Below are 23,506 nucleotides of genomic sequence, written 5' to 3'. Positions count from 1 at the left end.
CCAGCGGCCGGTACCACCCTCACCTCAACCGCGCGGTTCGTCCGGGCGGCGGAACGGGATCACCACGTAGTCCTGGCCCTCGCGCGGCTGCCACAATACCGGAACGCGCTGCGGTGACGGCGGCTCCAGTTCGTCGTCGGACAGCGGCTCGGCCTCGTCTTCTTCGTCTTCCCAGCTGTAGCGCTGGCGCGGTGGCAGTGGGTCGGCGTTGCGGAACAGCAGCGCGGCGATGATGCCGGCGAAGGCGCCGCCCATGTGCGACTGCCAGGACACACCATCGGCGTGCGGCAGGATGGTCATCAGCATGCCGCCGTAGAACAGCATGCCGATCAGACCGGTGGCGATCGCCGCACGGTCGCGGCGCAGCAGGCCGAGGCTGGCCAGCAGGAACATCAGGCCGTGGGTCACGCCACTGGCGCCCAGGTGCACGCTGCCCGGATTGCCCAGCATCCACGCGCCGAGGCCCGAACCCAGCCACAGCAGGGGCAGCGCGCGTACGGTGGCCTTCGGATACACGCTGCCGGCGAGCGTGCCGAGGATCAGGATGGCGATGCTGTTGGCGGCGATATGCTCGACCGAGGCATGCAGCATCGGGCCGCCGATCAGGCCGAGCAGGCCCTTGGCTTCCAGCGGTGCGACCGCCCACGGTCGCCAGTCGAACGTGCCCTGCAGGGCGAACACGGCCACCAGCACCAGCACGGCGGCCAGGCTGACATTGAACGCCCGCAGGATGCGCGAGCGATCATTGCGGGGGGGCGGCACGTCGCCGGCGGGCAGGGGCGCGTTGTTGTCCATACCTCAGCAATGGCGGTGACTGGCGCGAAACCAAGGCCACCGTAACGGGAGAGTGGAGGCGGCCGGCGGGACAATCCCACCGGCCGCACCGTTCAACGGGTCAGGCTCAGGCCTGGCCTTCGCCTTCCTTCGGCGGGTACTTCAGGCTCAGCACCACGGTGGCGGCGATGATCACCGCGACCACGCCCAGCGAGACCGGGGTCGGGATCTTGAACAGATCGATGATCATCATCTTGATGCCGATGAAGCCCAGTACCAGCGCCAGGCCGTACGGCAGCAGGTGGAAGCGGTCGGCCATGCCGGCCAGCAGGAAGAACATCGCGCGCAGGCCCAGCACCGCGAACACGTTGGAGGTGAGCACGATGAACGGGTCGGTGGTGATCGCGAAGATTGCCGGGATGCTGTCCACGGCGAAGATCACGTCGGTGACCGCAATCAGGATCAGCACCGCGAACAGCGGGGTGAACCAGCGCACGCCATCACGCTTCACGCTCAGCGCGTTGCCGGCGTAGTCCGGCAGCAGGCGCAGGTGCTTGCGCATCCAGCGCAGGGCCGGATTGGTCTCCAGGTCCGGCTCCTGGCCGGCGGCGAACCACATCTTCCAGCCGGTGAACAGCAGGAAGGCACCGAACACGTAGAGCAGCCAATGGAACTGGCTGATCAGCACGCTACCGGCGAAGATCATGATCGTACGTAGCACGATCGCACCCAGGATGCCGATGATCAGCACCTTCTGGCGCTGCTCTTCCGGCACCACGAAGTAGCTCATGATCATCAGGAAGACAAAGATGTTGTCGACCGCCAGCGCCTTCTCGACCAGGTAGCCGGTCAGGAACTCGAGGCCGACCTTGTTGGCCACGACCTGGCCGGCGGTCTCATTCAGGTAGTACCAGAGGCCGGCGTTGAACAGCAGGGCCAGCGCGACCCAGCCGATGGACCACCACAGGGCCTCCTTGAAGGTGACCTTGTGCGGTCCACCATGGCGCATCAACACGAGGTCGACCAGCAGGGCGATGACCACCACCGCTGCGAAGCCGCCCCACAACCACACGTTACCGATCGTCTGCATTGGGAATGTCCGTTGGAAAGATGAATGCCAGGCCGGACGGCGAGGATCTGCAACGGAGGATCGGGAGGGGATCCAGGGACAGAGCTTCGCCAGTACGGCGAAGGTCTCGCTCGCAGTTCCAGTCGGCTGGAACTGCCGTTGCACCGGAGCCTGCGGGCTCGAAATGACGGCGACAACGTCTGGGAGCTACTCCCCTTCTGGCGCCGATTCTGCCGTCTGGCCCCGCCGCCGTCAAATGGGGAGGCCAGGGGTCGGATCCCCAAAGGGGCTCCGACCTCATCGTCGCCACACTGGGGTCAGAGCCCCTGCGGGGATCCGACCCCGGCGCCCGGTTTACAATGGGTGGATGAATACCCCCCTTCCGATTGTCCGCCTCAAGAATGCGTGGCGCTCCAGCCACCCGTGGATCTTCCAGAAACTGGTCGAGAAGCCGACCGTCCGGCCCAAGCCCGGTTCCATCGTCGACGTGGTCGGCATCGATGGCGAGTTCATTGGCCGCGGGTTCTACAACGGGCACTCGCGCATTGCCGTGCGCATCCTTGAAACCGACCAGAACGTACCGGTGGATGCCGGCTGGTTCTCGCGCAAGATCGCCCAGGCAGTGTCGCTGCGCCGTGAGGTACTCAAGCTCGATGCGGTGTCCGATGCCTGGCGCGTCGTGCACAGTGAAGGCGACGGCCTGTCCGGCCTGGTGGTGGACCGCTACGGCGACCTCGTGGTGGTCGAGTTCTTCGCCGCCGGCATGTTCCGCCACCGCGAATGGATCTACGATGCGCTGCGCGAGCAGTTCCCCGGCTGCCGCTTCCACAGCTTCGCCGACGAGCACGTGCAGAAGCAGGAAAGCTTCGACTTCCACGGCAACACCACCACCGAAGCGTCGGTGATCACCGAGTACGGCATCAAGTTCCGCGCCGACCCGGCCGGTGCGCACAAGACCGGTTTCTTCGCCGACCAGCGCGAGAACCGCGAGTGGCTGAGCCAGCAGGTGGAAGGCAAGAGCGTGCTCGACCTGTGCTGCAACACCGGCGGTTTTGCCGTGTACGCGGCGGCGCGTGGTGCTTCGGAAGTGATCGGCATCGACATCGACGAGGACGTGATCCAGATCGCCAAGGGCAATTCGCGCCTGAACAACGTGCGTCCGAAGTTCATCCAGTCCGATATCTTCCCGTGGCTGCGCGACGCCGCCAACCGCGGTGAGCAGTACGACGTGGTGATCCTGGACCCGGCGAAGATGACCCGCGACCGCGACCAGGTCATCACCGCACTGAAGAAGTACCTGGACATGAACAAGCTGGCGCTGGGCGTGGTCAAGCCGGGCGGCCTGTTCGCCACCTTCTCCTGCACCGGCCTGGTGGCCGAGGACCAGTTCCTCGACATGCTGCGCCGCGCGGCCTATTTCTCCGGCCGCACGATCCAAATCCTGAAGGTGGCCGGCGCCGGTCCGGACCATCCGTTCATGGCCCACGTGCAGGAATCGCGTTATCTCAAGGCCGTGTTCTGCCGCGTAGTGGATTGACCGCAGGACGCTGTAGAGCCGAGCCCATGCTCGGCTGATCTGCCTGACAGCCTCAAGATCCGCCGGGCGTGGCCCGGCGCTACCCAATGCGCGGCCACGGCGCTATGGTCGGGCTCTTCCCCATGCCGGTGAGAGCCCATGCCATCGTTGCGCCACCTGTCCGTCGTGCTCGCCCTGGCGCTGTGCGCGCCGCTGTCCGTCCACGCCATCGAGTTCAGCGCGCAGGAGCTGGCCCGCGCCAAATCCCTGCAGCAACGCCTGGTCACGCTCGACAGCCACCTCGATACGCCGGCCAACTTTGGTCGCAGCGGTTTCGACATCGAGCAACGCCACGACCGCAACGCCCTTTCGCAGGTCGACTACCCGCGCATGGTCGAAGGCGCGCTGGACGGCGGTTTCTGGGCGATCTACACCGACCAGGGCGACCGCACCGCTACCGCCCATCTGGCCGAGCGTGACCACGGCCTGCAGCGACTGATGGAAATCCGCGAGATGCTGGCGGCCAATCCCGAGCGCTTCGCGCTGGCACTGACCGCCGATGACGCAGCGCGGATCAAGGCTGCCGGCAAGCGCGTGGTCTACATCAGCATGGAAAACGCCAGCCCGCTGGTGGCCGACCCCAGCCTGCTGTCGTTCTATCACCGCGCCGGCCTGCGCCTGCTCAGCACCGTGCACTTCGCCAACAACGAGTTCGCCGATTCGGCCACCGATCCCAAGGGCGCGGAATGGAAAGGACTTAGCCCGGCCGGCAAGGAGCTGGTGCGGGAGGCGGTGAAGCTGGGCATCGTGATCGACCAGTCGCACGCCTCGGACGCGGTGTTCGACGACCTGCTGGCAATGATGCCGGTGCCGTTCGTGCTGTCGCACAGCTCGGCCAAGGCGGTCTATGACCATCCGCGCAATCTCGACGATGCGCGCCTGCGCAAACTGGCCAAGGCCGGCGGCGTGATCCAGGTGAACGCCTATGGCGGCTACCTGATCGACACCGCAAAGACGCCCGAGCGCAAGCAGGCCGAGGAAGCGCTGAGCAAGCAGCTGGGCGGCTGGGAAGGCATGGGCATCGAACAGGGCGTTGCGCTGCTGAAGGCCGAGCAGGCGCTGGACCACGAGCACCCGGTGCGCCACGCCAGCCTGGACGACTTCTTCGCCCACTTCGAGCACATCCTCACGGTGGTCGGCCCGGAACATGTGGGCATCGGCCTGGACTGGGATGGTGGTGGCGGACTGAGTGACCTGCCCGATGTCAGCCAGCTGCCGAAGATCACCGCGTGGCTGCTGCGCAAGGGCTATACCGAGAAGCAGATTGCCGGCATCTGGGGCGGCAACCTGCTGCGGGTGATGCGCCAGGCGCAGGATTACGCTGCAAAGCAGGGCGGTTGAAGCGCCCTGCGGTAGTGCCGGCCGCTGGCCGGCATTGCTCGTATCAACAGGATGCGAGGTGCCGGCCAGCGGCCGGCACTACCGGCGAGCCGGTTACTTCGCGATCAGTGCGTGGCGGCGGCTGTACAGGAAGTACAACACCAGGCCGACCACGTTCCACAGCAGGAAGTACAGCTGAGTGGTGTGCGGCAGGCTGATGAACAGGTAGATGCAGCCCAGTGCGGCCAGCGGGCCGACCACGAAAGCCACCGGCGTGCGGAAGGTGCGCTCGCGGTTCGGCTCGCGCAGGCGCAGCACCACCAGACAGATGCCCACCGCAGTGAACGCGGCCAGGGTACCGGCATTGGCCAGCGCCGCGATCTCGTCCAGGCGCGCCACACCAGCCAGCGCCGACACCACCACCGCAGTGAACAGTGTGGTCGCCACCGGCGTGCCGGTGCGTGCGTTGACCTTGGACAGGCCACGCGGCAGCAGGCCATCGCGGCTCATCACAAAGAAGATGCGGCTCTGGCCGTACAGGAAGGCCAGCAGCACCGTCGGCAGGGCGATGATCGCGATCACGCCGATCACCATTGCCGCGGTCGGATGGCCCAGCTGGCGCATGATCAGCGCCAGCGGCTCGGCGCTGTGGCCGAACACCGCGTAGCTCATCGCACCGACGGCCGCCAGCGCCACCAGCACGTAGACGATGGTGCAGCCGATCATCGAACCGATGATGCCGATCGACAGGTCGCGGCCCGGGTTCTTGGTCTCCTCGGCGGCGGTGGAGATCGCATCGAAGCCGTAGAAGGCGAAGAAGATGATGGCTGCCGCCGCCATCACGCCGTGCTCGACGCCGTCGGGGCCCATCGATTTGGCAAAGCCGTACGGCATGAACGGCTGCAGGTTGGCGCTGTCGAAGGCGGGCAGGGCCACGGCGACGAAGATGGCCAGCGCGATCAGCTTGAACACCACCAGGATGGCGTTGAGCGTGGCGCTTTCCTTGGTGCCGGCCATCAGCATGCCGGCCACCAGCCAGGTGATGATGATCGCCGGCAGGTTGATCATGCCGCCTTCCACGTGCGGGCCGGCGGCCAGCCAGGCCGGCAGGTGCACATTCCAGCCGAACTGGGTATGGACCCATTCGAGGAAGCCGACGAAGTAGCCTGACCAGCCCACCGCCACCGTACTCACCACCAGCGAGTACTCCAGGATCAGGCTCCAGCCCACAACCCAGGCGAATACCTCGCCCAGCGCGCTGTAGCTGTAGGTGTAGGCACTGCCGGCGGCCGGCATCATCGTCGACAGTTCGGCGTAGGACAGTGCCGCGCAGGCGCAGACCGCACCGGCAATCGCGAAGGAGATCAGCACGGCCGGGCCGGCCAGGTTGGCACCCACGCCGATCAGCGTATAGATGCCGGTACCGACGATGGCGCCGATGCCCAGCGCGATCAGGTGCGGCCAGCTGAGCGTCGGGATCAGGCGCCTGCCGGCTTCGTGGACGGTGACGGAATCTAGGGACTTGCGCCGGAACAGGGACATGCAGGCCTCGGAAGGGGTGACTAAGAACGACAAGTTCCCGAGTGTGACCGAACGCAGCGCAGCATTACCACTGACGGGGGTCATACCCGGGTTGGATGCGTCGCTGATGGAGGCTGAACGCCGTCAATGATGACGAAATCAGCACAATCTGAGCAACAAATCGAACTCGTCCTACGATCGTCCAGCTGGCAGGGCAAACCGAGGGTCAGGGTGATCGCGGCCAATGGCAGCCATCCTCCTGCCAAGCTTCGGGGTCGTCGTGGAAGGTCGTGCTGTGGCCGTCGCGGGCGCCTTCGTATCGCAGATCCAGCACCAGCGCGCCCTGGGTGCTCAACAGGTAGCGGCCGTTGAGGCGGCCATCGATGCGCTCTTCCCAGACGCTGTCAAACTGGTACGGGCGATCTTCGGCCAGCACCGTGGTTTGCATCGAGATCCGGCGCAGGGGCAGGCGCTTGCGCTGGCCGGCGTAGCGCACGTCGGACTGTCCGTCCTCCAGCCAGCGCCATTCCAGGTGGATGCTGCCGTTGCGACCGCCGGTCAGGCAACGATGGTCCTGTACGGTGGCGCCAGAGGCGGTGCCGGCGAACAGCAGGGCCAGGCCGAGCAGCGGCAGCCGCCCGTTCATCCGTTCAGCCCCAACCGGATGCCGAACCCCACCAGGAACAGGCCGGCCACGCGGCGCAGCGCGTCGCTGATCCGCGGGTGCTGGATCAGCCGGCGACGGGCCAGGTTGCCCACGCCGATCAGCATCGAACAGTAGGCGATGCTGACCACCAGGATGATGCCGGCCAGCGCCGCGAAGGTGGCGATGCCCTGGTGTGCCTTGGGATCGATGAACAACGGCAGGAAGGCCATGTAGAACAGGATCGCCTTCGGGTTGAGCAGGCTGACCAGGATCGCCTGCTGGAAGTAGCGGCCCGGTTGCATGCGGATCGGGCCGGCATCACCGCCCTCGTGCTTCGGTGTGCGCAGCAGGCCGATGCCGACCCACACCAGGTAGGCCGCACCCAGGTACTGCACGGCGTGGAACACCAGCGGGTTGGCCTTGAGCAACGCGGCCACGCCGGCCAGCGCCAGCCACATCAGGATCTGGTCGCCGACCAGCAGGCCGGCCAGTGCGGTGTAGCCGCCGCGCACGCCACCACGGCCGGTGGCGGTCAGCAGGGTGAAGGTACCGGGGCCGGGCAGGGCGAGAAACACCAGCACGGCGACCAGAAACGTCCACAGGTCCTGGATGCCCATCCACGGCATGGCGGCGTTCTCTCTTACGGGGGGCCGCCATTGTCGGCCAGCGCCGGGACCGGCGACAGGGGGCCGGCAGGACCCTCGGGCATGCCAGACAGCAGAGGTTGCAGGTGCTGGCGCAGCTGCGCGTGCAGCTGCCGCACCGCCGGCGAGAACTGCTTGCGGTGCGGGCAGACCAGCTGCAACGGTATGTGGCTGCCGATGCCGTCGAGCAGCAGCTGCAGGCGCCCTGCGAGCACATCCTCGCGCAGGTCCAGCCAGGACTTGTAGGTGATGCCTTCGCCGGCCACCGCCCAGCGCCGCACCACATCGGCGTCATCGCAGACCAGCGGGCCGCGCACCGGAATCACGCTACGGCGCCCGTCGACCTCGAACGACCAGCGATCATAGGCGCGGCCACTGAGCTGGTAGACCAGGCAATGATGCTCGCGCAGATCGTCCAGGCGCGTGGGCGTGCCGCGCCGCTGCAGATAGTCGGGCGACGCCGCGAGTACGCGCCGATTGCCTTCCAGCAGGGGCAGGGCGACGTAGTTGGCGTCGTCGAAGTGGCCGATGCGGATGGCCACGTCGACCGGGTCGCGGAACACGTCGGCCACTTCGTCGGACAGGCGCAGGTGCAGGCGCAGCCGGGGGTGCGCGGCGCGAAAGGCGCTCAGCCAGGGCAGCAGCAGATTTCGACCGAAGTCCGACGGCGCCGACAGCTGCAGGGTGCCGTGCAGTTCGGCGTCTTCGCCCTGAACGCGCGCCTGGCCCTCGCGGAGGGTGGCCAGCACCTCCTGCGCATACGGCAGGTACAGCGCCCCCTCGCCGGTCAGGCGCAGGCTGCGCGTGGTGCGCACGAACAGGCGCAGGTCCAGCTCGCGTTCCAGCCGCGCCACCGCCGCAGCAACCTGCCCCGGCAGCAGGTCGGCTTCGCGGGCCGCCTGCGAGAAGCTGCCCAGTGCGGCAGTACGGACGAACAGCTGCAGATCGTCGAAGCGGATCATCTTCATCGCCAGAGTGAAAGTGCTGCCCGATTCTGCGCCTTTCCGAGGGACCGCGCGCGGCGCAACCTGTCGCCTCCTTCCCCACTGGACCGCTGCCATGCGCGCCATTGCCTACACCCAAGCCGGCCTGCCGATCGATGATGCCCAGGCCCTGATCGACATTGAACTGGAACTGCCGCAGCCCGGCCCGCGTGACCTGCGCGTGGCGGTACGCGCGGTGGCGGTGAACCCGGTCGACACCAAGGTCCGCCGCGGCGTGGCCACCGATGGCCCGCGCGTGCTGGGCTGGGATGCGGTCGGCATTGTTGATGCGGTGGGCAGCGAGGTGACCCTGTTCCAGCCCGGCGACGCGGTCTACTACGCCGGCGTCATCGACCGCCCGGGCAGCAATGCGCAGTACCAGCTGGTGGATGAGCGCAGCGTCGGGCGCAAGCCGGCCAGTCTCGACGATGCCGCCGCCGCAGCGTTGCCACTGACTGCAATCACCGCCTGGGAGCTGCTGTTCGACCGCCTGCGCATCCCGGAGGGTGGTGGCGAAGGCCAGACCCTGCTGGTGATCGGTGCTGCCGGTGGTGTCGGTTCGATCCTGGTGCAGCTGGCACGGAAGCTGACCAGGCTGACCGTGATCGGCACCGCCTCGCGCCCGGATACCCAGGACTGGACGTACGCAATGGGGGCACACCACGTGATCGACCACAGCCTGCCGCTGGCCGAGGGACTGGCGCGGCTCGGCATCAGCGAGGTGCAGCATGTCGCCAGCCTGACCCACTCCGACCAGTACTACGCGCAGATCGTGGAACTGCTGGCACCGCAGGGCCAACTGGGGCTGATCGATGACCCGGGCCAGGTGGACGTGATGGCGCTCAAGCGCAAGGCACTGTCACTGCACTGGGAGTCGATGTTCACGCGGCCGCTGTACCGCACCGCCGACATGCAGCGCCAGCACGACCTGTTGAACCGTGTGGCCGAGCTGATCGATACGGGCGTGCTGCAGACCACCCTGGGCGAGCACTTCGGGCGCATCGACGCGGCCAACCTGCGGCGCGCCCACGCGCTGCTGGAAAGCCAGCGCGCCAAGGGCAAGATCGTGCTGGAAGGCTGGTAACACCGGCGGTTCCCGCGCCCCCTTGGGGTCAGATCCCTTTCCCCCCAGGGAAAGGGATCTGACCCCTGCCTCAGGCCACGCCGTTGTCGACGTGGGTGGTGAAACCGGGCTGCTCGCGCAGCCGTTCGAACCACGCCGAGAGGTGTGGCAGCACGGGCTTGTTGCCGGGCGTGCTGCGCCAGCGCTGGGCCGATAGCCCGAGCACGATGTCGGCCAGGGTGAAGGCGTTGCCCGTCACGTGGCAGTGGCCACCGGCCAATTGTGTGTCGAGTACGCCCATCAAGTGGTTCCACTGCGCCAGGCTGGCCTCGGCGCGGGCATCGTCCGGGTAGTCTGGGTGCCGCCGCACGCGCGCCATGAACACGTGCCGCCAGGCGCTGTTGAGGTCGCTGGCCTGCCAGTCCATCCACTGCTCGACCCGGGCGCGGCCCTGCGCCGTACCGGGCAGCAGGTCATCACGGCCAGCACGTGCGGCCAGGTAGCGGCAGATGCTGTTCGATTCCCACAGCACGAAGCCGCCATCGCGCAGGACCGGCACCTGCCGGTTCGGATTCAACGTGGCCAGCAGGTCCGCCGGTGGTTCTGGCTCGTGTTGGAGTGGCAGGTCGAGGCCGGCGCACAGCCACAGCACCTTGCGCACGTTGATGGAGGTGGGCTTTCCGTACAGAGCGAGCATGGTCCTGACGCAGCAGCTGAGACTCGGCCAGCCTACACTTGCCCCATGCAAACCGAATACCTGCTCATTGCCGGCCTTCTATTGGCCGTGCTCATCCTGCAGCTGGTCGCCCTGCTGCGCCGCCCGCCGCATGAACGCTTGGAACAGGCCGTGCGCGAGGAGGCGCGCGCCGGGCGCAGCGAACTGCGCGAACAGCTCGATGGCTTCGCCCGCGCGCTGACCGATCTGTCCACCCGCACCGATCAGCGCCTGGACCTGCTGCGCGAAGCGCTGGGCGAAGATGCCCGCAAAGCGCGCGCTGAAGTGGCCGACAGCCAGCAGCGCGGCGCAGCATTGATGGGGCAGCGGCTGCAGGAACTGCGCGGCCAGCTGGAGACCTTCGGCCAGCAGCAGGAGGCACGCATCCATGCGTTTGGCCAGCAGCTGCAGGAGCTCACTGCGCGCACCGATACCCAGCTCGGGGCGCTGCGCCAGACCCTGGTGGACGATGCACGCAAGGGCCGCGAGGAGGGCGCGCTGTCGCAGCAGCGCCTGACCGACAGTCTGGGCCTGCGCCTGCAGGAACTGACACAGCGCAACGAGCAGCGCATCGCCGAGATGCGTGCCACGCTGGAGGAACAGCTGCGCGCGCTGCAGAACGACAACGCGCAGAAGCTGGAGCAGATGCGCCACACCGTGGACGAGAAGCTGCAGTCGACGCTGGAAACGCGACTGGGCAATTCCTTCAAGCTCGTCTCCGAGCGCCTGGAACAGGTGCAGCGTGGCCTCGGCGAGATGCAGCAGCTGGCCACCGGCGTGGGCGACCTCAAGCGCGTGCTGACCAACGTCAAGAACCGCGGCAGCTGGGGCGAAGTGCAGCTGGAGAATATCCTCGAGCAGACACTCACCCAGGAGCAGTACGCGCGTGCGGTGAGGGTGCGCCCGGATAGTGGCGAGATGGTCGATATCGCCGTGCGCCTGCCGGGCCGCAGCAGCGACGACACGCCGGTGTGGCTGCCGATCGACTCCAAGTTCCCGCGCGAGGACTACGAGCGCCTGCTGGACGCACAGGAACAGGGCGATGCCGAAGGCGTGCGCCTGCAGGGCATCCAGCTGGAGCGCGCGGTGCGCGTGCAGGCCAAGTCGATCTGCGACAAGTACATCGCACCCCCGCATACCACCGATTTCGCAGTGATGTTCCTGCCCACCGAGGGGCTGTACGCCGAAGTGATCCGCCGCCCGGGACTGGTCGATCTGCTGCAGCGCGAGCACCGCGTGGTCGTGGCCGGGCCGACCACGGTCACCGCGCTGCTCAACAGCCTGCAGATGGGCTTCCGCACGCTGGCCATCGAGCAGCGCTCCAGCGAGGTATGGAGCCTGCTGGGCGCAGTGAAGAGCGAGTTCGGCAAGTTCGCCGGCATCCTGGAGAAGGCCGAGAAGCAGATCACCACCGTCGGGCGCAGCATCGGCGAGGCCAGCCGCAAGACGCGCACCATCGAACGGCGCCTGCGGGGTGTCGAGTCGCTGGCTGCCGAGCAGGCCCAGTCGCTGCTCGGCGACCTGGCCGAGGGAGATGCCACGGCCGAGGAAGAGGCGAGCGACGGCGAGGAGGCTTGACCGGCGCCGACACGCCGCCTGCATCGCCGGTGCGTATGCTGGCGGCCTGCCCGCCCGATCCGGTACCACGATGCGCCTGCCCCTTTGCACCAGCCTTGTCCTGACCGCACTGCTTGCTGCCTGCAGCAGCGCGCCACCGAGCGTGGACACGACCGCGCAGGCCACGGCCACCAGCCCTGAAGCTGCCGAGGCCTATCGCGAAGCGCGCGACGTCGACTGCCAGGCCGCCGGTGGCACCCTGCAGCGGCTCGGCCGGCTGCAGCGCGAGCAATGCGTGATTCCCTATGCCGACGCCGGCAAGGCCTGCAGCCGCAAAAGCGACTGCACGGGCCAGTGCCTGGCCGCAGGCGAGGCAATGGCCGGTGATGTGGCGTCCGGTACCTGCCAGCGTGATGCCAGCCAGAACTTCGGTTGCCGCCAGCGTATCGATGACGGCAAGGCGCAGGGCACGATCTGCGTGGATTGAGGATGCCTGTAGAGCCGAGCCCATGCTCGGCTGCCATGGCATCAGCCGAGCATGGGCTCGGCTCTACAACAGCGCGCGCGGCGCTATGCTGGTGGGCCATTCCCGCCGTAGCCGGAGCCCCGCGTGAGCACCCCGATCCAGGACATTCCCCTCACCACCATCGACGGCCAGCCGTCCTCGCTTGCCGACTACCAGGGCAAGGTGCTGCTGCTGGTCAACGTCGCCTCCAAGTGCGGCCTGACCCCGCAGTACGAAGGCCTGCAGGCGCTGTATGCGGAAAAGCACGCGCAGGGCCTGGAAGTGCTGGGCTTCCCCGCCAACAACTTCCTCGGCCAGGAGCCGGGCAGCGAGGCCGAGATCCAGCAGTTCTGCCAGCTTACCTACGACGTCAGTTTCCCGATGTTCTCCAAGATCAGCGTGGCTGGCGAGGACACCCACCCGCTGTACCAGCGGCTGACCGCCGCCCAGCCGCAGTCGATCGGCGAAGGCCCGCTGCGTGAGCGCCTGGCGAGCAAGGAGATTCCGATCCACGCAGCACCGGCGGTGCTGTGGAACTTCGAGAAGTTCCTGGTTGGCCGCGACGGCAAGGTCATCGCGCGCTTCGCCCCGGACGTGGCTGCCGATGACGCGCGCCTGCGCGAAGCCATCGAGGCCGCGCTGGCGGCCTGAGGAAAGCGTGCCAACCGAGGTTGGCACCTACCGGAAAAGAAAAACCCCGCCGAGGCGGGGTTTTTTCATGCACGGGCTGCAGCGATCAGTTGCTCCAGTTGGGCATCGGCATGGCATCGACCGGGATCGGCGAATTGGCATCATCATGGCCGCGGTCGCGCTTGCTGCGCAGGTCGTTCTCGATCTGGTAGTTGCGGCGCTGCATCCACGCATCGCGCACCAGCGAGTACTCGTCCACGGCGGTGTCGCGCAGATCATCGATCGCCAGCAGCTGTGCGCGGGTGTCGACCAGCTGCAGGCCCTGCAGGCCGATGCGGACCTTGTCTTCCTCGATGCGGCGGATCGGCGACAACGGGATGTCACCGGCCAGGCCGAACACATCGCGCACGGTACGCGGGCCGAAGAACGGCAGTTCCACGTAGCGCGAACGACGCCAGCCCCAGGCTCCCAGGGTCTGGCCGAAATCTTCATTGCGACGCGGCACCATCGCCTTGCTGGCCGGATCGAACAGGCCACCGATGCCCAGCGTGCTGTTCATCAGGAAGCGGCCGAGGCTGTCCCACGCATCGGCACCGCGGCCCTGCAGCAGCTGGTTGGTGATGGTCACCGGCGCACGCAGGTTGCTGAAGAAGTTGCTGACGCCGGTACGCGCGAAACGTGGCACCACGTGGGTATAGGTGGTGGCCAGCGGGCGGGCCACACCGCGGTCGACCGCATTGTTGAACTTGTGGACCTTGCGGTTGAACGGTTCCCACGGATCGTAAGCCGCGGCACTGCCGGTGTTGCCGGTGCCACCATACAGGGCGTCGAAATCATCGTCGCTGGCGGCGGTGGATGCTGCGGTCTTTGGTGGGCTGGCCTCTGCGCCCTGCGGCGCAGTTGTCGGCACCGCAGCGGCAGGCGTTGCCGGGTTGGCCACGGGAGCGACCGGAGCAGTACCGACCACCCCGGTATCGGCCGTTGCGGCCGTCGCTTCGGCAGCAGGGCCGGGCGCGACCACGGTGCTGGCGACCGGTGCGTCGCTGCGCGCGGGCTTGCCGGCACAGGCGGTCAGGGCGGTGGCCAGGAGGATCAGGGGGAAAGTGCGTACGACGTTCATGTCAGCTCGCAGCAGAAGTAGCGTTGAAGTCCAGGTCGGGCGACAGCCGGTAGGCTGCGCTCAGCTCGTTGAAGCCGGCCGGCGCGCCGGAAATGGCCAGCGCATGGCCCGCCTTGCGTGCCCGGGCGGCCAGTTCGGCCAGCAGGGCCAGGCCGGCGCTGTCCACGCGCTCGACCTCGCCCAGCTCCAGCCGCGCCAGCTGGGCTGGCAGGGCCTGCAGTTGCGGCCACAGTGCAATCACCGCGGCACGGTCGAGCACCCCGCGCAGGCGCAGGGTGTCGCCTTCCAGCAGCGCCAGTGCGTTACTTGCCATTGCCCGCCGGCCCGGCCTGCAGGCTGCCGCTGTGCAGCTCGCTGGCCACCTGCTTGATGCCCTTCTGGCGCAAGGGCGTATCGAACTGGTTGCGGAAGGTCTGCACGTAGGAAATGCCTTCGATGTTGACGTCGAAGATCTTCCACTGGCCGTTCACGTTGCGCATCCAGTACTCGACCGGGGTCGGTTCGTTGCCGGCGCGCACCAGTTCGGTGCTGACGCGCACGCCACGGTTGCCCGGCAGCGGGCTTTCACCCTTCAGGCGGAAGCTCGGCTTGCCCTGGATGTTGAGCAGGGTCGAACCGTAGCGCTGCATCAGGCTGTCGGCCATCGCATCGGCGAACAGCTTGATGTCGCCGTCGGAGGCGCCGCGGGCGTGCGGGCCCAGCACCAGGCGTGCCGCATAGTCGCGGTCAAAGGTGCGGTTCAGTTCGCTGTCGATGTAGCTGCGCAGGCTGGCCGGGTTGCTGCTGAACTCGCTGCGGCGCTGCTGCAGCGTGGTGAGAATGCGCGTGCTGGCATCGATCACCACCTTGCCGGCCTGGCCCTGCGCTGCGGCAGCGGCGGGGGCGGCCGCCTGGGCCTGGGCAAGGAACGGGGTGGCCATCAGCAGCGCCGAGGCGAGCAGGGCGGGAATCAGTTTCATTTTCATGGTTGCGGTTCCGTTGCAGGCGCCTGCGCGCCATCGTTGGGCTTCTGGGCAGGGCCACCACCGGCGCCGCCACTGAACATGTACTTGCCGACCAGCTGGATCAGGTCCACCGCCGGTTGGGTGAAGACGATCTCGTCACCGGCCTTCAGCACGTCCGGGTCACCGCCCGGCTGCAGACCGATATAGCTCTCGCCGAGCAAACCACTGGTGAAGATGCCCGCCGAGGTGTCCGCCGGCAGGTCCTTGACCTTGCTGTCCATGCGCAGGGTCACGATGGATTCGAACTTCACCGGATCCAGGTCGATGGAGGCGACCTGGCCGACGGTGACGCCGCCGATCTTCACCGGCGCCTGCTTGCGCAGCTGGCCGACCTGGGAGAAGCGCGCCTTCAGCTCGTAGCCCTGGCTGCCCCAGCTCCAGCGCTGGTTGGTCGAGGCCACGGCCAGCACCATCAGCGAGGCCAGGGCCAGCAGCAGGAATGCGCCGACGGAGAATTCGAGTCTGGGACCGCGGATGGCCATGTGGATTACCTGATCGAGTCGTGGTGGCCGCGCGCGCCTGCGCACCGCCGGTGGAGGGGTTAGGTGAACAACATTGCCGACAGCACGAAGTTGAACATCAGCACCAGCAGCGAGGCATTGACCACCGCACGGGTGGTCGCCACCGAGGTGCCCTCGATGGTCGGCTCGGCGTGGAAACCAACATAGGCGGCGACCAGCGCTGCGGTGCCGCCGAAGATCGCCGACTTCAGCATCGCCACGCCGAAGTCATCCCAGAAATCGACGCTGTTGCGCAGTGCCGACCAGAACACGCCATTGTCCAGGCCCAGCACATGCACCGCTTCGAAGTAGCTGGCGCTGATCGCCAGCGAGCAGAAGATGCCGGTCAGCAGCGGCACGGTCAGCACCGCCGCCCAGAAGCGCGGCGCGACGGCCTTGGCCACCGGGTCGATCGCCATCAGCTCCAGTGCCTTGATCTGGTCGGTGGCGCGCATCAGGCCCAGTTCGGCGGCGATCGAGCTGCCGGCGCGGCCGATGAACAGCAGCGCGGTCAGCACCGGCGCCAGTTCCCGGTACAGCGACAGGCCGAGCAGGGTCGACAGCGCGTCGGCCGCACCGAAGGTGGTCAGCGTGCGGTAGCCCTGCAGGGTCAGCACCAGGCCGACGAAGGCACCACCGACGGCGATGATCGGCAGCGAGCGTGCGCCGATCTTGTAGATCTCGCGGGTCAGCTCGGCCAGGAAATCACGGGTTGGCAGCGAACCACGCAGCACGGTCAGCGAGAACAGGCCGGCGCGACCCAGCGAGCGGGTGGCTTGGACGAACGGCATCAGGCGACCCTCGCGCGCGGCGCGGCATCGAACGGAATGGGGCCATCGGGCTGGCCGTGCAGGAACTGCCGAAGCAGCGGGTCCTGACTGGACTGCAGCGCCTCGGGCGTGCCCTGGAACACGATGCCGCCATTGGCGATGGCGATCACCTGGTCGCAGATCGGCAGGGTCTCGTGCACGTGGTGGCTGACAATGATGCTGGTCAGGCCCAGGCTGTGGTTGAGGCGCTGGATCAGGCTCATGATCACGCCGGAGGCGATCGGGTCCAACCCGGTCAGCGGCTCGTCGTAGATCATCAGTGGCGGATCCAGTGCCAGCGCGCGGGCCAGCGCGACGCGGCGCGCCATGCCGCCGGACAGTTCGCGCGGCCAGGCATCGGCAGCGGCCAGCAGGCCCACGGCATGCAGCTTCATTTCCACCAGGCGGCGCAGCACGGCGGTCGGCAGGCGGGTATGCGTGCGCAGTGGCAGCGCGACGTTTTCGGCGACGGTCAGATCGGTCAGCAGGCCGTTGCCCTGCAGCAGCACACCCACGCTCTTGCGCATTTCCAGCAGCGCGCCGCTGTCATGCGGGATCGGCTTGCCGAACAGGGTGACCTCGCCGGCGACCGGACGCAGTTCGCCGGTCAGTGCCGCCAGCAGGGTCGACTTGCCACTGCCGGACGGGCCCAGCACGGCCGTGATGCTGCCCTTGGGCACCTGCAGCGACACGTCGCGCAGGATCGTGCGCCCGCTCCGGTCGATGCGGACGTTGGATAACTGCACCAGACTGGAGGTGGAAGCCGACATGGGCACCATTAACGTTTTTTAGACATCGAAGGATCGGGCCCATCGGCTGAACATAAGCAGACTGGACGGTCCAGTATTGTGGCACGGCAAGACCCTTGCCAGGCCGGGACAATCGGCCGGCAGCGCGGAACAATCCGTACCGGCGATGGGCGGGCCATTGAATACTGCCTGCCGTGCTGCACACTGTGCATGACATGATGAGTGACCCGGGCAGCGATTTCCGCCTCTACCATTCCAACTCCCTGGACGTGCTGGCTGCGCTGCTGGCGCGCAACGTGCGTGAGCCGGTTCCGGGCCAGCCGTTGCTCGCGCCGGAGGTGGTGCTGATCCCGCAGGTGGCGATGCGGCGTTGGCTGCAAGCGACACTCGCTGCCGAGTATGGCGTGGCCGCCAACCTCGAGTTCCTGACCCCGGGCGAGTTCGTTGCCCGTGCACTCAATGCCAATGTGCCGGGCGAACGCGACGACCTGGACGCGGCGGGCCTGCACTGGAAGCTGTACCAGGCACTGCGCGACCCGGCGCTGCTGGCGCAGCCACCGATGCGCGCGCTGCAGTCCTATCTTGCCGGCGGCGACGCCCTGAAGCCGTGGGCACTGGCCGGTGAACTGGCGTCGGTGTTCGAGAAGTACCAGGCCTGGCGCCGCGACTGGTTGCTGCGCTGGGAGGCCGGCGCCGACCCGGCCGACCCGCAGGCGATCCTCTGGCGCACCATCGCCCATGGCCGCGACTACCGCGCGCGCCGCATCCAGGCGTACCTGGATCGCTTCGAGGGTGCCGGCCAGCCGCTGCCGCAGGGCCTGCCACCGCGGATGTCCGCGTTCGCGACGCTCAACATCTCGCCCGACGTGCTGCGGGTGATGGCCACCCAGGCGCGGGTGGGCGAGCTGCACTTCTATATGCCCACTCCGGTGCAGTCGTACTGGGGTGACCTGCAGACGCTGGCCGAGCGCCTGCGCAGCGGCGCGCCCGATCCCTTCGGTGAAGCGGCCGGTGAGAACCGCCTGCTGGAGGCCTGGGGTGCGGCCGGCCGCGACTTCATGGCGGTGCTGGGCAGCTACGAGGTGGTGCACCCGGCCGGCGAGATTGCCGCGTATTCGGATCCGGAAGAAGACACCCGGCCGACCCTTGACGAAGGCGGCCTGTCCGACAGCCTGCTGCATCGCCTGCAGCGCGATCTTTTCCATCGCCGCGCGTTGCCCTCGGGCGAGCTGCGCGATGGGCTGCGCAGCGACGACCCCAGCCTGCAGGTGCATGCCTGCCACACCCGGCTGCGCGAGCTTCAGGTGCTGCACGACCAGCTGCGCAGCCTGCTGCAGGACCCTCGCTTCGACCCGCCGCTGCAGGCGCGCGAGATCGCGGTGCTGGCGCCGGACATCGATCCCTATGTGCCGTACCTGGAGGCAGTGTTCGGCGGCCGCGGCGGCGAGGAGGAGCACATTCCCTACGCGCTGGCCGACAGCAGCCCACTGGCAGGAGAGCCGCTGGCCGATGTGTTCGTGCACCTGCTGGGCCTGCCGGTCTCGCGTTTCGGCCTGAACGAAGTGCTGGACCTGCTGGCCAGCGCGCCGCTGGCCGAAGCGGCCGGACTGGAGGCGGTGGACTTCGATCGCCTGCACGGCTGGCTGCAGCAGGCCGGCGCACGCTGGGGCCTGGATGCGAAGCACCGCAACCAGCACCAGGCGCCGGCCGACGACGCCTACACCTGGCAGTTCGCACTGGACCGCCTGGTGCTCGGTCACGCCACCGGCAGCGAGGCGGACCTGGCCGGCGTGGCGCCGTGGATCGAACTGGAAGGCGGCGCGCTGGAAGCACTGGACCGGCTGCTGCGGCTGCTGCGCGTGCTGGCGGTCTACCAGCGTCGCCTCGGCGAGCTGCTGACCCCGGCGCAGTGGCGGCAACGGCTGCTGTCGCTGCTGGACGCGCTGCTGCCGACCGCGCCCAGCTCGCCCAACAGCCAGCGTGCCCTCGAGCGCCTGCGCAAGCTGCTGAATCAGTTCGCCGACGATGCCGCCAAGGCCGGTTTCGAAGATGGCGTGCCGCCTGAGGTGGTGCGTTCGCACTTCGCCGGCGTACTGGGCGAGGCCGATACGCGCGCGCCGCTGCTGACCGGTGGCATCAGTTTCGGCCGCATGGTGCCGATGCGCCTGCTGCCGTTCCGGGTGATCTGCGTGCTCGGTCTCAATGACGGCGATTTCCCGCGCCGTGACCCGGCCGCGGGCCTCAACCAGCTCACCGCCGAGCTGGACACGCCACGCCGCCGCCCGGGCGATCGCTCCACCCGCGAAGACGACCGCTTCCTGTTCCTGCAGCTGTTCGCCGCCGCGCAGGAGGTGTTCTACCTCAGCTACCTCGGCGCCGATCCACGCGATGGCAGCGTGCGTGAGCCGTCGGTGCTGGTCAGTGAACTGATCGATGCCGCCGCCGCGTATCACCTCGATCCGCCTGCGGCGGTCCGCGACTTTACCGTGCGCCATGCACTGCAGCCGTTCTCACCGGCGGCGTTCGGAGAGGGTGATCCACGCCGCTTCAGCTATCGGCGGCAATGGCATCCCGCTGCCGGCCGCCTCACCGGCCAGCGTGGTGGCCTGCAGCCGTGGTTCGATGCCCCGCTGCCGCCGCCGCCCGACGATGCCGTGGAAGACGAGCTCGCGCTCGACACCCTGCGCCGCTTCCTGTGCGACCCGGCCGGGCAGTTCCTCGCACAGTCGCTGGGTCTGCGCCTGGCCGACGATGCCGGGGAAGTTGATGACCTGGAACCGCTGGTGCTGTCATCGCGCGGCCCGGAAAAGCGCAGCGTGCAGGCGGCGGTGGTGCGCGCCACGCTCAGCGGTGATACCGAGCCGTTGTACCCGCGGCTGCGCGCGCGTGGCCTGTTGCCGTCCGGTCCATTGGGCCAGCGCCAGTTCGAGGTGGAGCAGCTGAAGACGCGTCCGTATGCCAGTGCGCTGCTGGGCTGGATGCAGGGCGAGCCATTGGAAAGCCGTCGCTACGAAGTGGACATCGATGGCGTGCGCCTGCACGGCCGCGTGGCCGATCGGCATCCCGAAGGCCTGGTGCGGCTGCGCGCCGGCACGCTCAATGGCAATGCAGTGATCCGCCAGGGCCTGGACTGGCTGCTGGCCAACGCCGCCGGCGACGCACTGCCCCTTGTGCAGTTCCACGATGGCGGCGACGCCGGTCCTGGCCCGCATGTACTGCCGGCACTGAGCGCGCCTGCTGCACGCGCGGCGCTGCGCGCGCTGCTGCAGTTGCGCCAGCGCGGCCTGCGTGAGCCGCTGCGCTTTGCCCCGTATACGGGCTGGGCGCTGTACAACGCGCCGGCAGAGAAACAGCGCAGCGAGGGCTGGAAGCAGTGGCACGGCAGCGACCGCAGCTGGGGTGAATCCAGCAGCGACGCCTGGCAGCTGCTGCTGCGGGGGGCCGACCCGTTCGCCTCCGATGCCAGTTATGCCGACCTGCTGCGCAACAGCCAGGTGGTCTTCAGCGCGGTGCGCGAAGGCCGCACCCTCGGCGCCGAAACGCGCCAGGAGGGCAGCGCATGAGCCCCGCCTTCATCGATGAGCGAGCCCAGTGCATGGCGGTCGATCCCTATCTGGCCCTGCCGCTGGATGGCATCCGCCTGATCGAAGCCAGCGCCGGTACCGGCAAGACCTTCACCCTGGCCACGCTGTTTACCCGCCTGGTGGTAGAGCAGGGCCTGCGCATCGGCCAGATCCTGGCGGTGACCTTCACCGATGCGGCTACCCAGGAACTGCGCAAGCGCATCCGCGAGCGCCTGGCGCTGGCGGCGCGACTGGTCGATCTGGAACCGGTCGAAGGCGAAGCACCGGACGTGCGGCTGACCCGCGAGGTGCTGCAGCGCCATCTGCAGGGAGGTACCGAGCGCGCCACCGCACTGAAGCGCCGCCTGCAGGTCGCCGCCGATGAGATCGACCTTGCGTCCATCCTCACCATCCATGGCTTCTGCACCCGCGTGCTGCGCGAGCATGCGCTGGAGAGCGGCCACACCTTTGATCCGCCGGAGCTGCTGGCCAGCGACCGTGAGTTGCTGGAAGCGCTCGCGGCCGACCTGTGGCGGGTATATGCCAATGACCCGGCCACGCTGGAACCGCTGACCTGGCTGTGGTCCACCCCGGACGCACTGGCCGCCGATCTGCGCGCGCTGCTGGCCGCGCCGCCGCTGCACCCGTTGCCACAGGCGGTGGCGCTGCCCGATCCGCAGGCCGCCCTGCAGAGTGTTGCCGAAGAGCTGTCCGCAAGCGTGCGCGAGCATGGCGAGCAGTTCTTCATCGACCTCTGCGATGCGGTCGACAACAAATGGATCAACGGCGTGTCGTACAAGCTGGGCTGGCTGCACCCGCTGGGCCGGCAACTGCTGGGCTGGGCCGAACGCGCCGACCCGCGCGAGCTGCTGACCAGCGAGCGCCTGCCGGCACTGCTGCCGGAGGCGCTGGCAGCCAAGACCAACAAGAAATTCGCCGAGCGCACGCCATCGTCGCCATTGCAGGCGCCGTTGGCCCGCTATGTCGCGCTTCTGGCCGAACGCGATGCCTGGCTCCGTGCCACCGCGTTGAACTTCCTGCACGTGCTTCGCGACGAAGCCAGACAGCGCCTTCAGGCGCTCAAGCGCACCCGCCGGGTGCAGACCTACGACGATCTGATCGATGGCGTCGCACTGGCCCTGGAAGGCCCGCAGCGCCTGGCATTGGTCAAGCAGCTGCGCGCGCAGTACCGCATCGCGCTGGTCGATGAGTTCCAGGATACCGACGACCGTCAGTGGGGCATTTTCCACACCGTGTTCGGCGATTCACCGGAAGTGCGCGAGCTCGGCCTGGCACCGGCGCTGTTCCTGATCGGCGATCCCAAGCAGGCGATCTACGGTTTCCGCGGCGGTGATATCCACACTTACCTGAAGGCCAAGCGGGTAGCGCAACAGGCGCCGGTGCTTGACCAGAACTTCCGCTCGCGACCGGCCGTGCTGCGCGCGCTGCAGGCGCTGTACGACAACGGTGGCGAAGACGCCTTCCTCGAGCGTGGCATCCAGTTCGAGCCGGTGCGGCCCGGTGGCGTGCGCAGCGATGCGGACTACCAGCGCGACGGCCATGCTGCCCCGGCACTCACTCTGCGCGTGCTGCGCAGTGGCGGTGACAAGGCGATGAGTGCCGATGCCTCGCGCGAAGCAGCCGCCCAGGCCTGTGTGGCGGCGATCCACCAGATCCTGGTCGAGGCGCGCGCCGGCAATGCGGTGCTGCGTGGGCGCCCGGTACAGCCGGGTGACATCGCGGTGCTGGTGCGTTCGCATCGCGAGGCCACGCTGGTGCAGCGCGCGCTGGCCGCGGTCGGCATTCCTGCCGTGGCAGCGGGCAAGCAGAGCCTGTTCGCCACCAGCGAAGCGCGTGATCTGCGTGCACTGCTGCTGGCGCTGCTGCAGCCGGCTGACGAAGGTCGCCTGCGCGCAGCGCTGGCCACAGTGCTGCTCGGCCAGCGCGCCAGTGCGATCGCGGCGATGGAGCACGAGGGCGACCTGCAACGCGGGTTCCAGGCGCAGCTGCTGCATTGGCGCGAGCGCTGGCAGCGCGGCGGCCCGTTCGCGGTGATCGCCGACGTCTGCGCCGCGCAGGGCGAGCGCCTGCTGGCGCTGATCGATGGCGAGCGCCGCCTGACCAACTACCTGCAGCTGGGCGAACTGCTGCAGGAAGCCTCGGCGCAGGCGCTGGGCATGCACGGCCTGCTGGACTGGCTGCAGGGCCAGATGGCCAGCGCCGACCAGGATGACGAGCAGCAGCTGCTGCGCCTGGAATCGGATGCGCGCCGCGTGCAGATCATCACCCTGCACAAGAGCAAGGGCCTGGAGTACCCGCTGGTGTTCCTGCCCTTCGTGGGCATCGACGGCGGTGCGCCCAACACCGCCTCGCACTGCACGGTGCATGTGGGCGGCCAGCGCCAGCTGCACTGGAAGCTGGGCAAGGACGAGGCCTGGGAAGCGGCCACTGCGCAGCGCGAGCGCGAGCAGCGTGCCGAGGATGCCCGCCTGCTGTATGTCGGCCTGACCCGCGCCGAGCACGCGCTGTGGATCGCCGTGGGTGATCTGGCCGGGCTCGGCAGGACGCGGCTGGCACCGCTGCTGGGTGACCTGCAGGCGCTGCGCGCGCATGCCGATGTGCGCATCGATGACAGTGAGGTACCGGCTGCGCTGCCGCAGCTGGCGGCCGAAGTGGAAGGGGATCTTCCGGCGGTGCGTGCACTGACCCGGCGCGTTCCGCACGACTGGTGGGTGTACAGCTTCACCCAGCTGGCCCA

At 68.1% G+C, this 23,506-nt stretch carries 20 protein-coding genes and 1 pseudogene; 8 read left to right on the top strand and 13 right to left on the bottom strand.

The annotated features are described in order from the left end of the window. Positions 1 to 24: 24 nt before the first annotated feature. Both N5E02_RS13560 and N5E02_RS13555 read right to left on the bottom strand, forming a co-directional pair. A complete protein-coding gene (locus tag N5E02_RS13560; protein ID WP_005421226.1) occupies positions 25 to 795 on the bottom strand; it encodes a rhomboid family intramembrane serine protease in 771 nt (256 codons plus the stop codon). A 106-nt stretch (positions 796 to 901) separates the two neighbouring features. Then, positions 902 to 1,864: a TerC family protein gene (locus N5E02_RS13555; protein WP_164093365.1), complete on the bottom strand. Its 963-nt coding sequence runs from the start codon at positions 1,862 to 1,864 to the stop codon at positions 902 to 904. 346 nt (positions 1,865 to 2,210) lie between these two features. Between N5E02_RS13555 and N5E02_RS13550 the strand changes: the two genes are divergently transcribed. Both N5E02_RS13550 and N5E02_RS13545 read left to right on the top strand, forming a co-directional pair. Then, complete coding sequence (locus N5E02_RS13550; protein WP_049417152.1) at positions 2,211 to 3,380, top strand: class I SAM-dependent rRNA methyltransferase; 1,170 nt, start codon at positions 2,211 to 2,213, stop codon at positions 3,378 to 3,380. 138 nt (positions 3,381 to 3,518) lie between these two features. Beyond that, positions 3,519 to 4,760: a dipeptidase gene (locus tag N5E02_RS13545; protein ID WP_164093364.1), complete on the top strand. Its 1,242-nt coding sequence runs from the start codon at positions 3,519 to 3,521 to the stop codon at positions 4,758 to 4,760. A gap of 93 nt (positions 4,761 to 4,853) precedes the next feature. Here the strand turns inward: N5E02_RS13545 and N5E02_RS13540 are convergent, their stop codons facing one another. The 4 genes from N5E02_RS13540 to N5E02_RS13525 form a co-directional block, all read right to left on the bottom strand. After that, positions 4,854 to 6,281, bottom strand: a complete 1,428-nt coding sequence (locus tag N5E02_RS13540) for an amino acid permease (RefSeq protein WP_005421234.1) — start codon at positions 6,279 to 6,281, stop codon at positions 4,854 to 4,856. Between the two features lie 205 nt (positions 6,282 to 6,486). Continuing rightward, positions 6,487 to 6,906 (bottom strand): hypothetical protein, encoded by a 420-nt coding sequence (locus N5E02_RS13535; RefSeq protein WP_235646180.1) that lies wholly within the window; start codon positions 6,904 to 6,906, stop codon positions 6,487 to 6,489. Further along, entirely contained in the window at positions 6,903 to 7,532 is a 630-nt protein-coding gene (leuE, locus tag N5E02_RS13530) for a leucine efflux protein LeuE (protein ID WP_049417162.1), read from the bottom strand. The genes N5E02_RS13535 and leuE overlap by 4 nt, the downstream gene beginning before the upstream one ends. Before the next feature lie 14 nt (positions 7,533 to 7,546). After that, positions 7,547 to 8,518, bottom strand: a complete 972-nt coding sequence (locus N5E02_RS13525) for a LysR family transcriptional regulator (RefSeq protein WP_065197167.1) — start codon at positions 8,516 to 8,518, stop codon at positions 7,547 to 7,549. Between the two features lie 91 nt (positions 8,519 to 8,609). Between N5E02_RS13525 and N5E02_RS13520 the strand changes: the two genes are divergently transcribed. Beyond that, the gene (locus N5E02_RS13520; RefSeq protein WP_065186609.1) at positions 8,610 to 9,617 is read left to right on the top strand and encodes a zinc-binding alcohol dehydrogenase family protein; all 1,008 of its coding nucleotides are present in this window, start codon (positions 8,610 to 8,612) and stop codon (positions 9,615 to 9,617) included. A gap of 70 nt (positions 9,618 to 9,687) precedes the next feature. Here the strand turns inward: N5E02_RS13520 and N5E02_RS13515 are convergent, their stop codons facing one another. Beyond that, entirely contained in the window at positions 9,688 to 10,293 is a 606-nt protein-coding gene (locus N5E02_RS13515; RefSeq protein ID WP_164093363.1) for a glutathione S-transferase N-terminal domain-containing protein, read from the bottom strand. Positions 10,294 to 10,338: 45 nt separating this feature from the next. Here N5E02_RS13515 and rmuC point away from each other — a divergent pair, with 45 nt between their 5' ends. The 3 genes from rmuC to N5E02_RS13500 all read left to right on the top strand — a co-directional run bounded on the left by rmuC (position 10,339) and on the right by N5E02_RS13500 (position 13,024). Beyond that, entirely contained in the window at positions 10,339 to 11,889 is a 1,551-nt protein-coding gene (gene rmuC, locus N5E02_RS13510; protein WP_065179038.1) for a DNA recombination protein RmuC, read from the top strand. 70 nt (positions 11,890 to 11,959) lie between these two features. Then, positions 11,960 to 12,355, top strand: a complete 396-nt coding sequence (locus tag N5E02_RS13505) for a hypothetical protein (protein WP_065179037.1) — start codon at positions 11,960 to 11,962, stop codon at positions 12,353 to 12,355. A gap of 123 nt (positions 12,356 to 12,478) precedes the next feature. Continuing rightward, positions 12,479 to 13,024, top strand: a complete 546-nt coding sequence (locus tag N5E02_RS13500) for a glutathione peroxidase (RefSeq protein WP_065179036.1) — start codon at positions 12,479 to 12,481, stop codon at positions 13,022 to 13,024. Positions 13,025 to 13,109: 85 nt separating this feature from the next. Here N5E02_RS13500 and N5E02_RS13495 read toward each other — a convergent pair whose 3' ends face one another. The 6 genes and pseudogenes from N5E02_RS13495 to N5E02_RS13470 all read right to left on the bottom strand — a co-directional run bounded on the left by N5E02_RS13495 (position 13,110) and on the right by N5E02_RS13470 (position 17,206). Next, positions 13,110 to 14,123 (bottom strand): VacJ family lipoprotein, encoded by a 1,014-nt coding sequence (locus N5E02_RS13495; protein WP_279946363.1) that lies wholly within the window; start codon positions 14,121 to 14,123, stop codon positions 13,110 to 13,112. Between the two features lies 1 nt (position 14,124). Next, complete coding sequence (locus N5E02_RS13490; protein WP_005421254.1) at positions 14,125 to 14,436, bottom strand: STAS domain-containing protein; 312 nt, start codon at positions 14,434 to 14,436, stop codon at positions 14,125 to 14,127. Further along, a complete protein-coding gene (locus N5E02_RS13485; protein WP_053496740.1) occupies positions 14,426 to 15,088 on the bottom strand; it encodes an ABC transporter substrate-binding protein in 663 nt (220 codons plus the stop codon). Before N5E02_RS13485 ends, N5E02_RS13490 begins: the two co-directional genes overlap by 11 nt. Positions 15,089 to 15,144: 56 nt before the next feature. Further along, positions 15,145 to 15,609 (bottom strand): annotated as a pseudogene (gene mlaD, locus N5E02_RS13480) (outer membrane lipid asymmetry maintenance protein MlaD); the annotation flags it as partial. 59 nt (positions 15,610 to 15,668) lie between these two features. Continuing rightward, complete coding sequence (locus tag N5E02_RS13475; protein WP_005414955.1) at positions 15,669 to 16,418, bottom strand: MlaE family lipid ABC transporter permease subunit; 750 nt, start codon at positions 16,416 to 16,418, stop codon at positions 15,669 to 15,671. After that, on the bottom strand, positions 16,418 to 17,206 hold the full coding sequence (locus tag N5E02_RS13470) for an ATP-binding cassette domain-containing protein (protein WP_014039019.1): 789 nt from the start codon (positions 17,204 to 17,206) through the stop codon (positions 16,418 to 16,420). Before N5E02_RS13470 ends, N5E02_RS13475 begins: the two co-directional genes overlap by 1 nt. A 194-nt stretch (positions 17,207 to 17,400) precedes the next feature. Between N5E02_RS13470 and recC the strand changes: the two genes are divergently transcribed. Both recC and N5E02_RS13460 read left to right on the top strand, forming a co-directional pair. Next, positions 17,401 to 20,748 (top strand): exodeoxyribonuclease V subunit gamma, encoded by a 3,348-nt coding sequence (gene recC / locus N5E02_RS13465; RefSeq protein ID WP_279946364.1) that lies wholly within the window; start codon positions 17,401 to 17,403, stop codon positions 20,746 to 20,748. Beyond that, a partial coding sequence (locus N5E02_RS13460) for an exodeoxyribonuclease V subunit beta (protein ID WP_279946362.1) occupies positions 20,745 to 23,506 on the top strand: 2,762 nt, incomplete at its 3' end. The genes recC and N5E02_RS13460, both read left to right, overlap by 4 nt.

The organism is Stenotrophomonas sp. GD03777, from assembly GCF_029842485.1.
GTDB classification, from domain to species: domain Bacteria; phylum Pseudomonadota; class Gammaproteobacteria; order Xanthomonadales; family Xanthomonadaceae; genus Stenotrophomonas; species Stenotrophomonas sepilia.
Note: the sequence above shows the minus strand (reverse complement) of the source record. Positions and strands in the feature narration are given on the sequence as shown.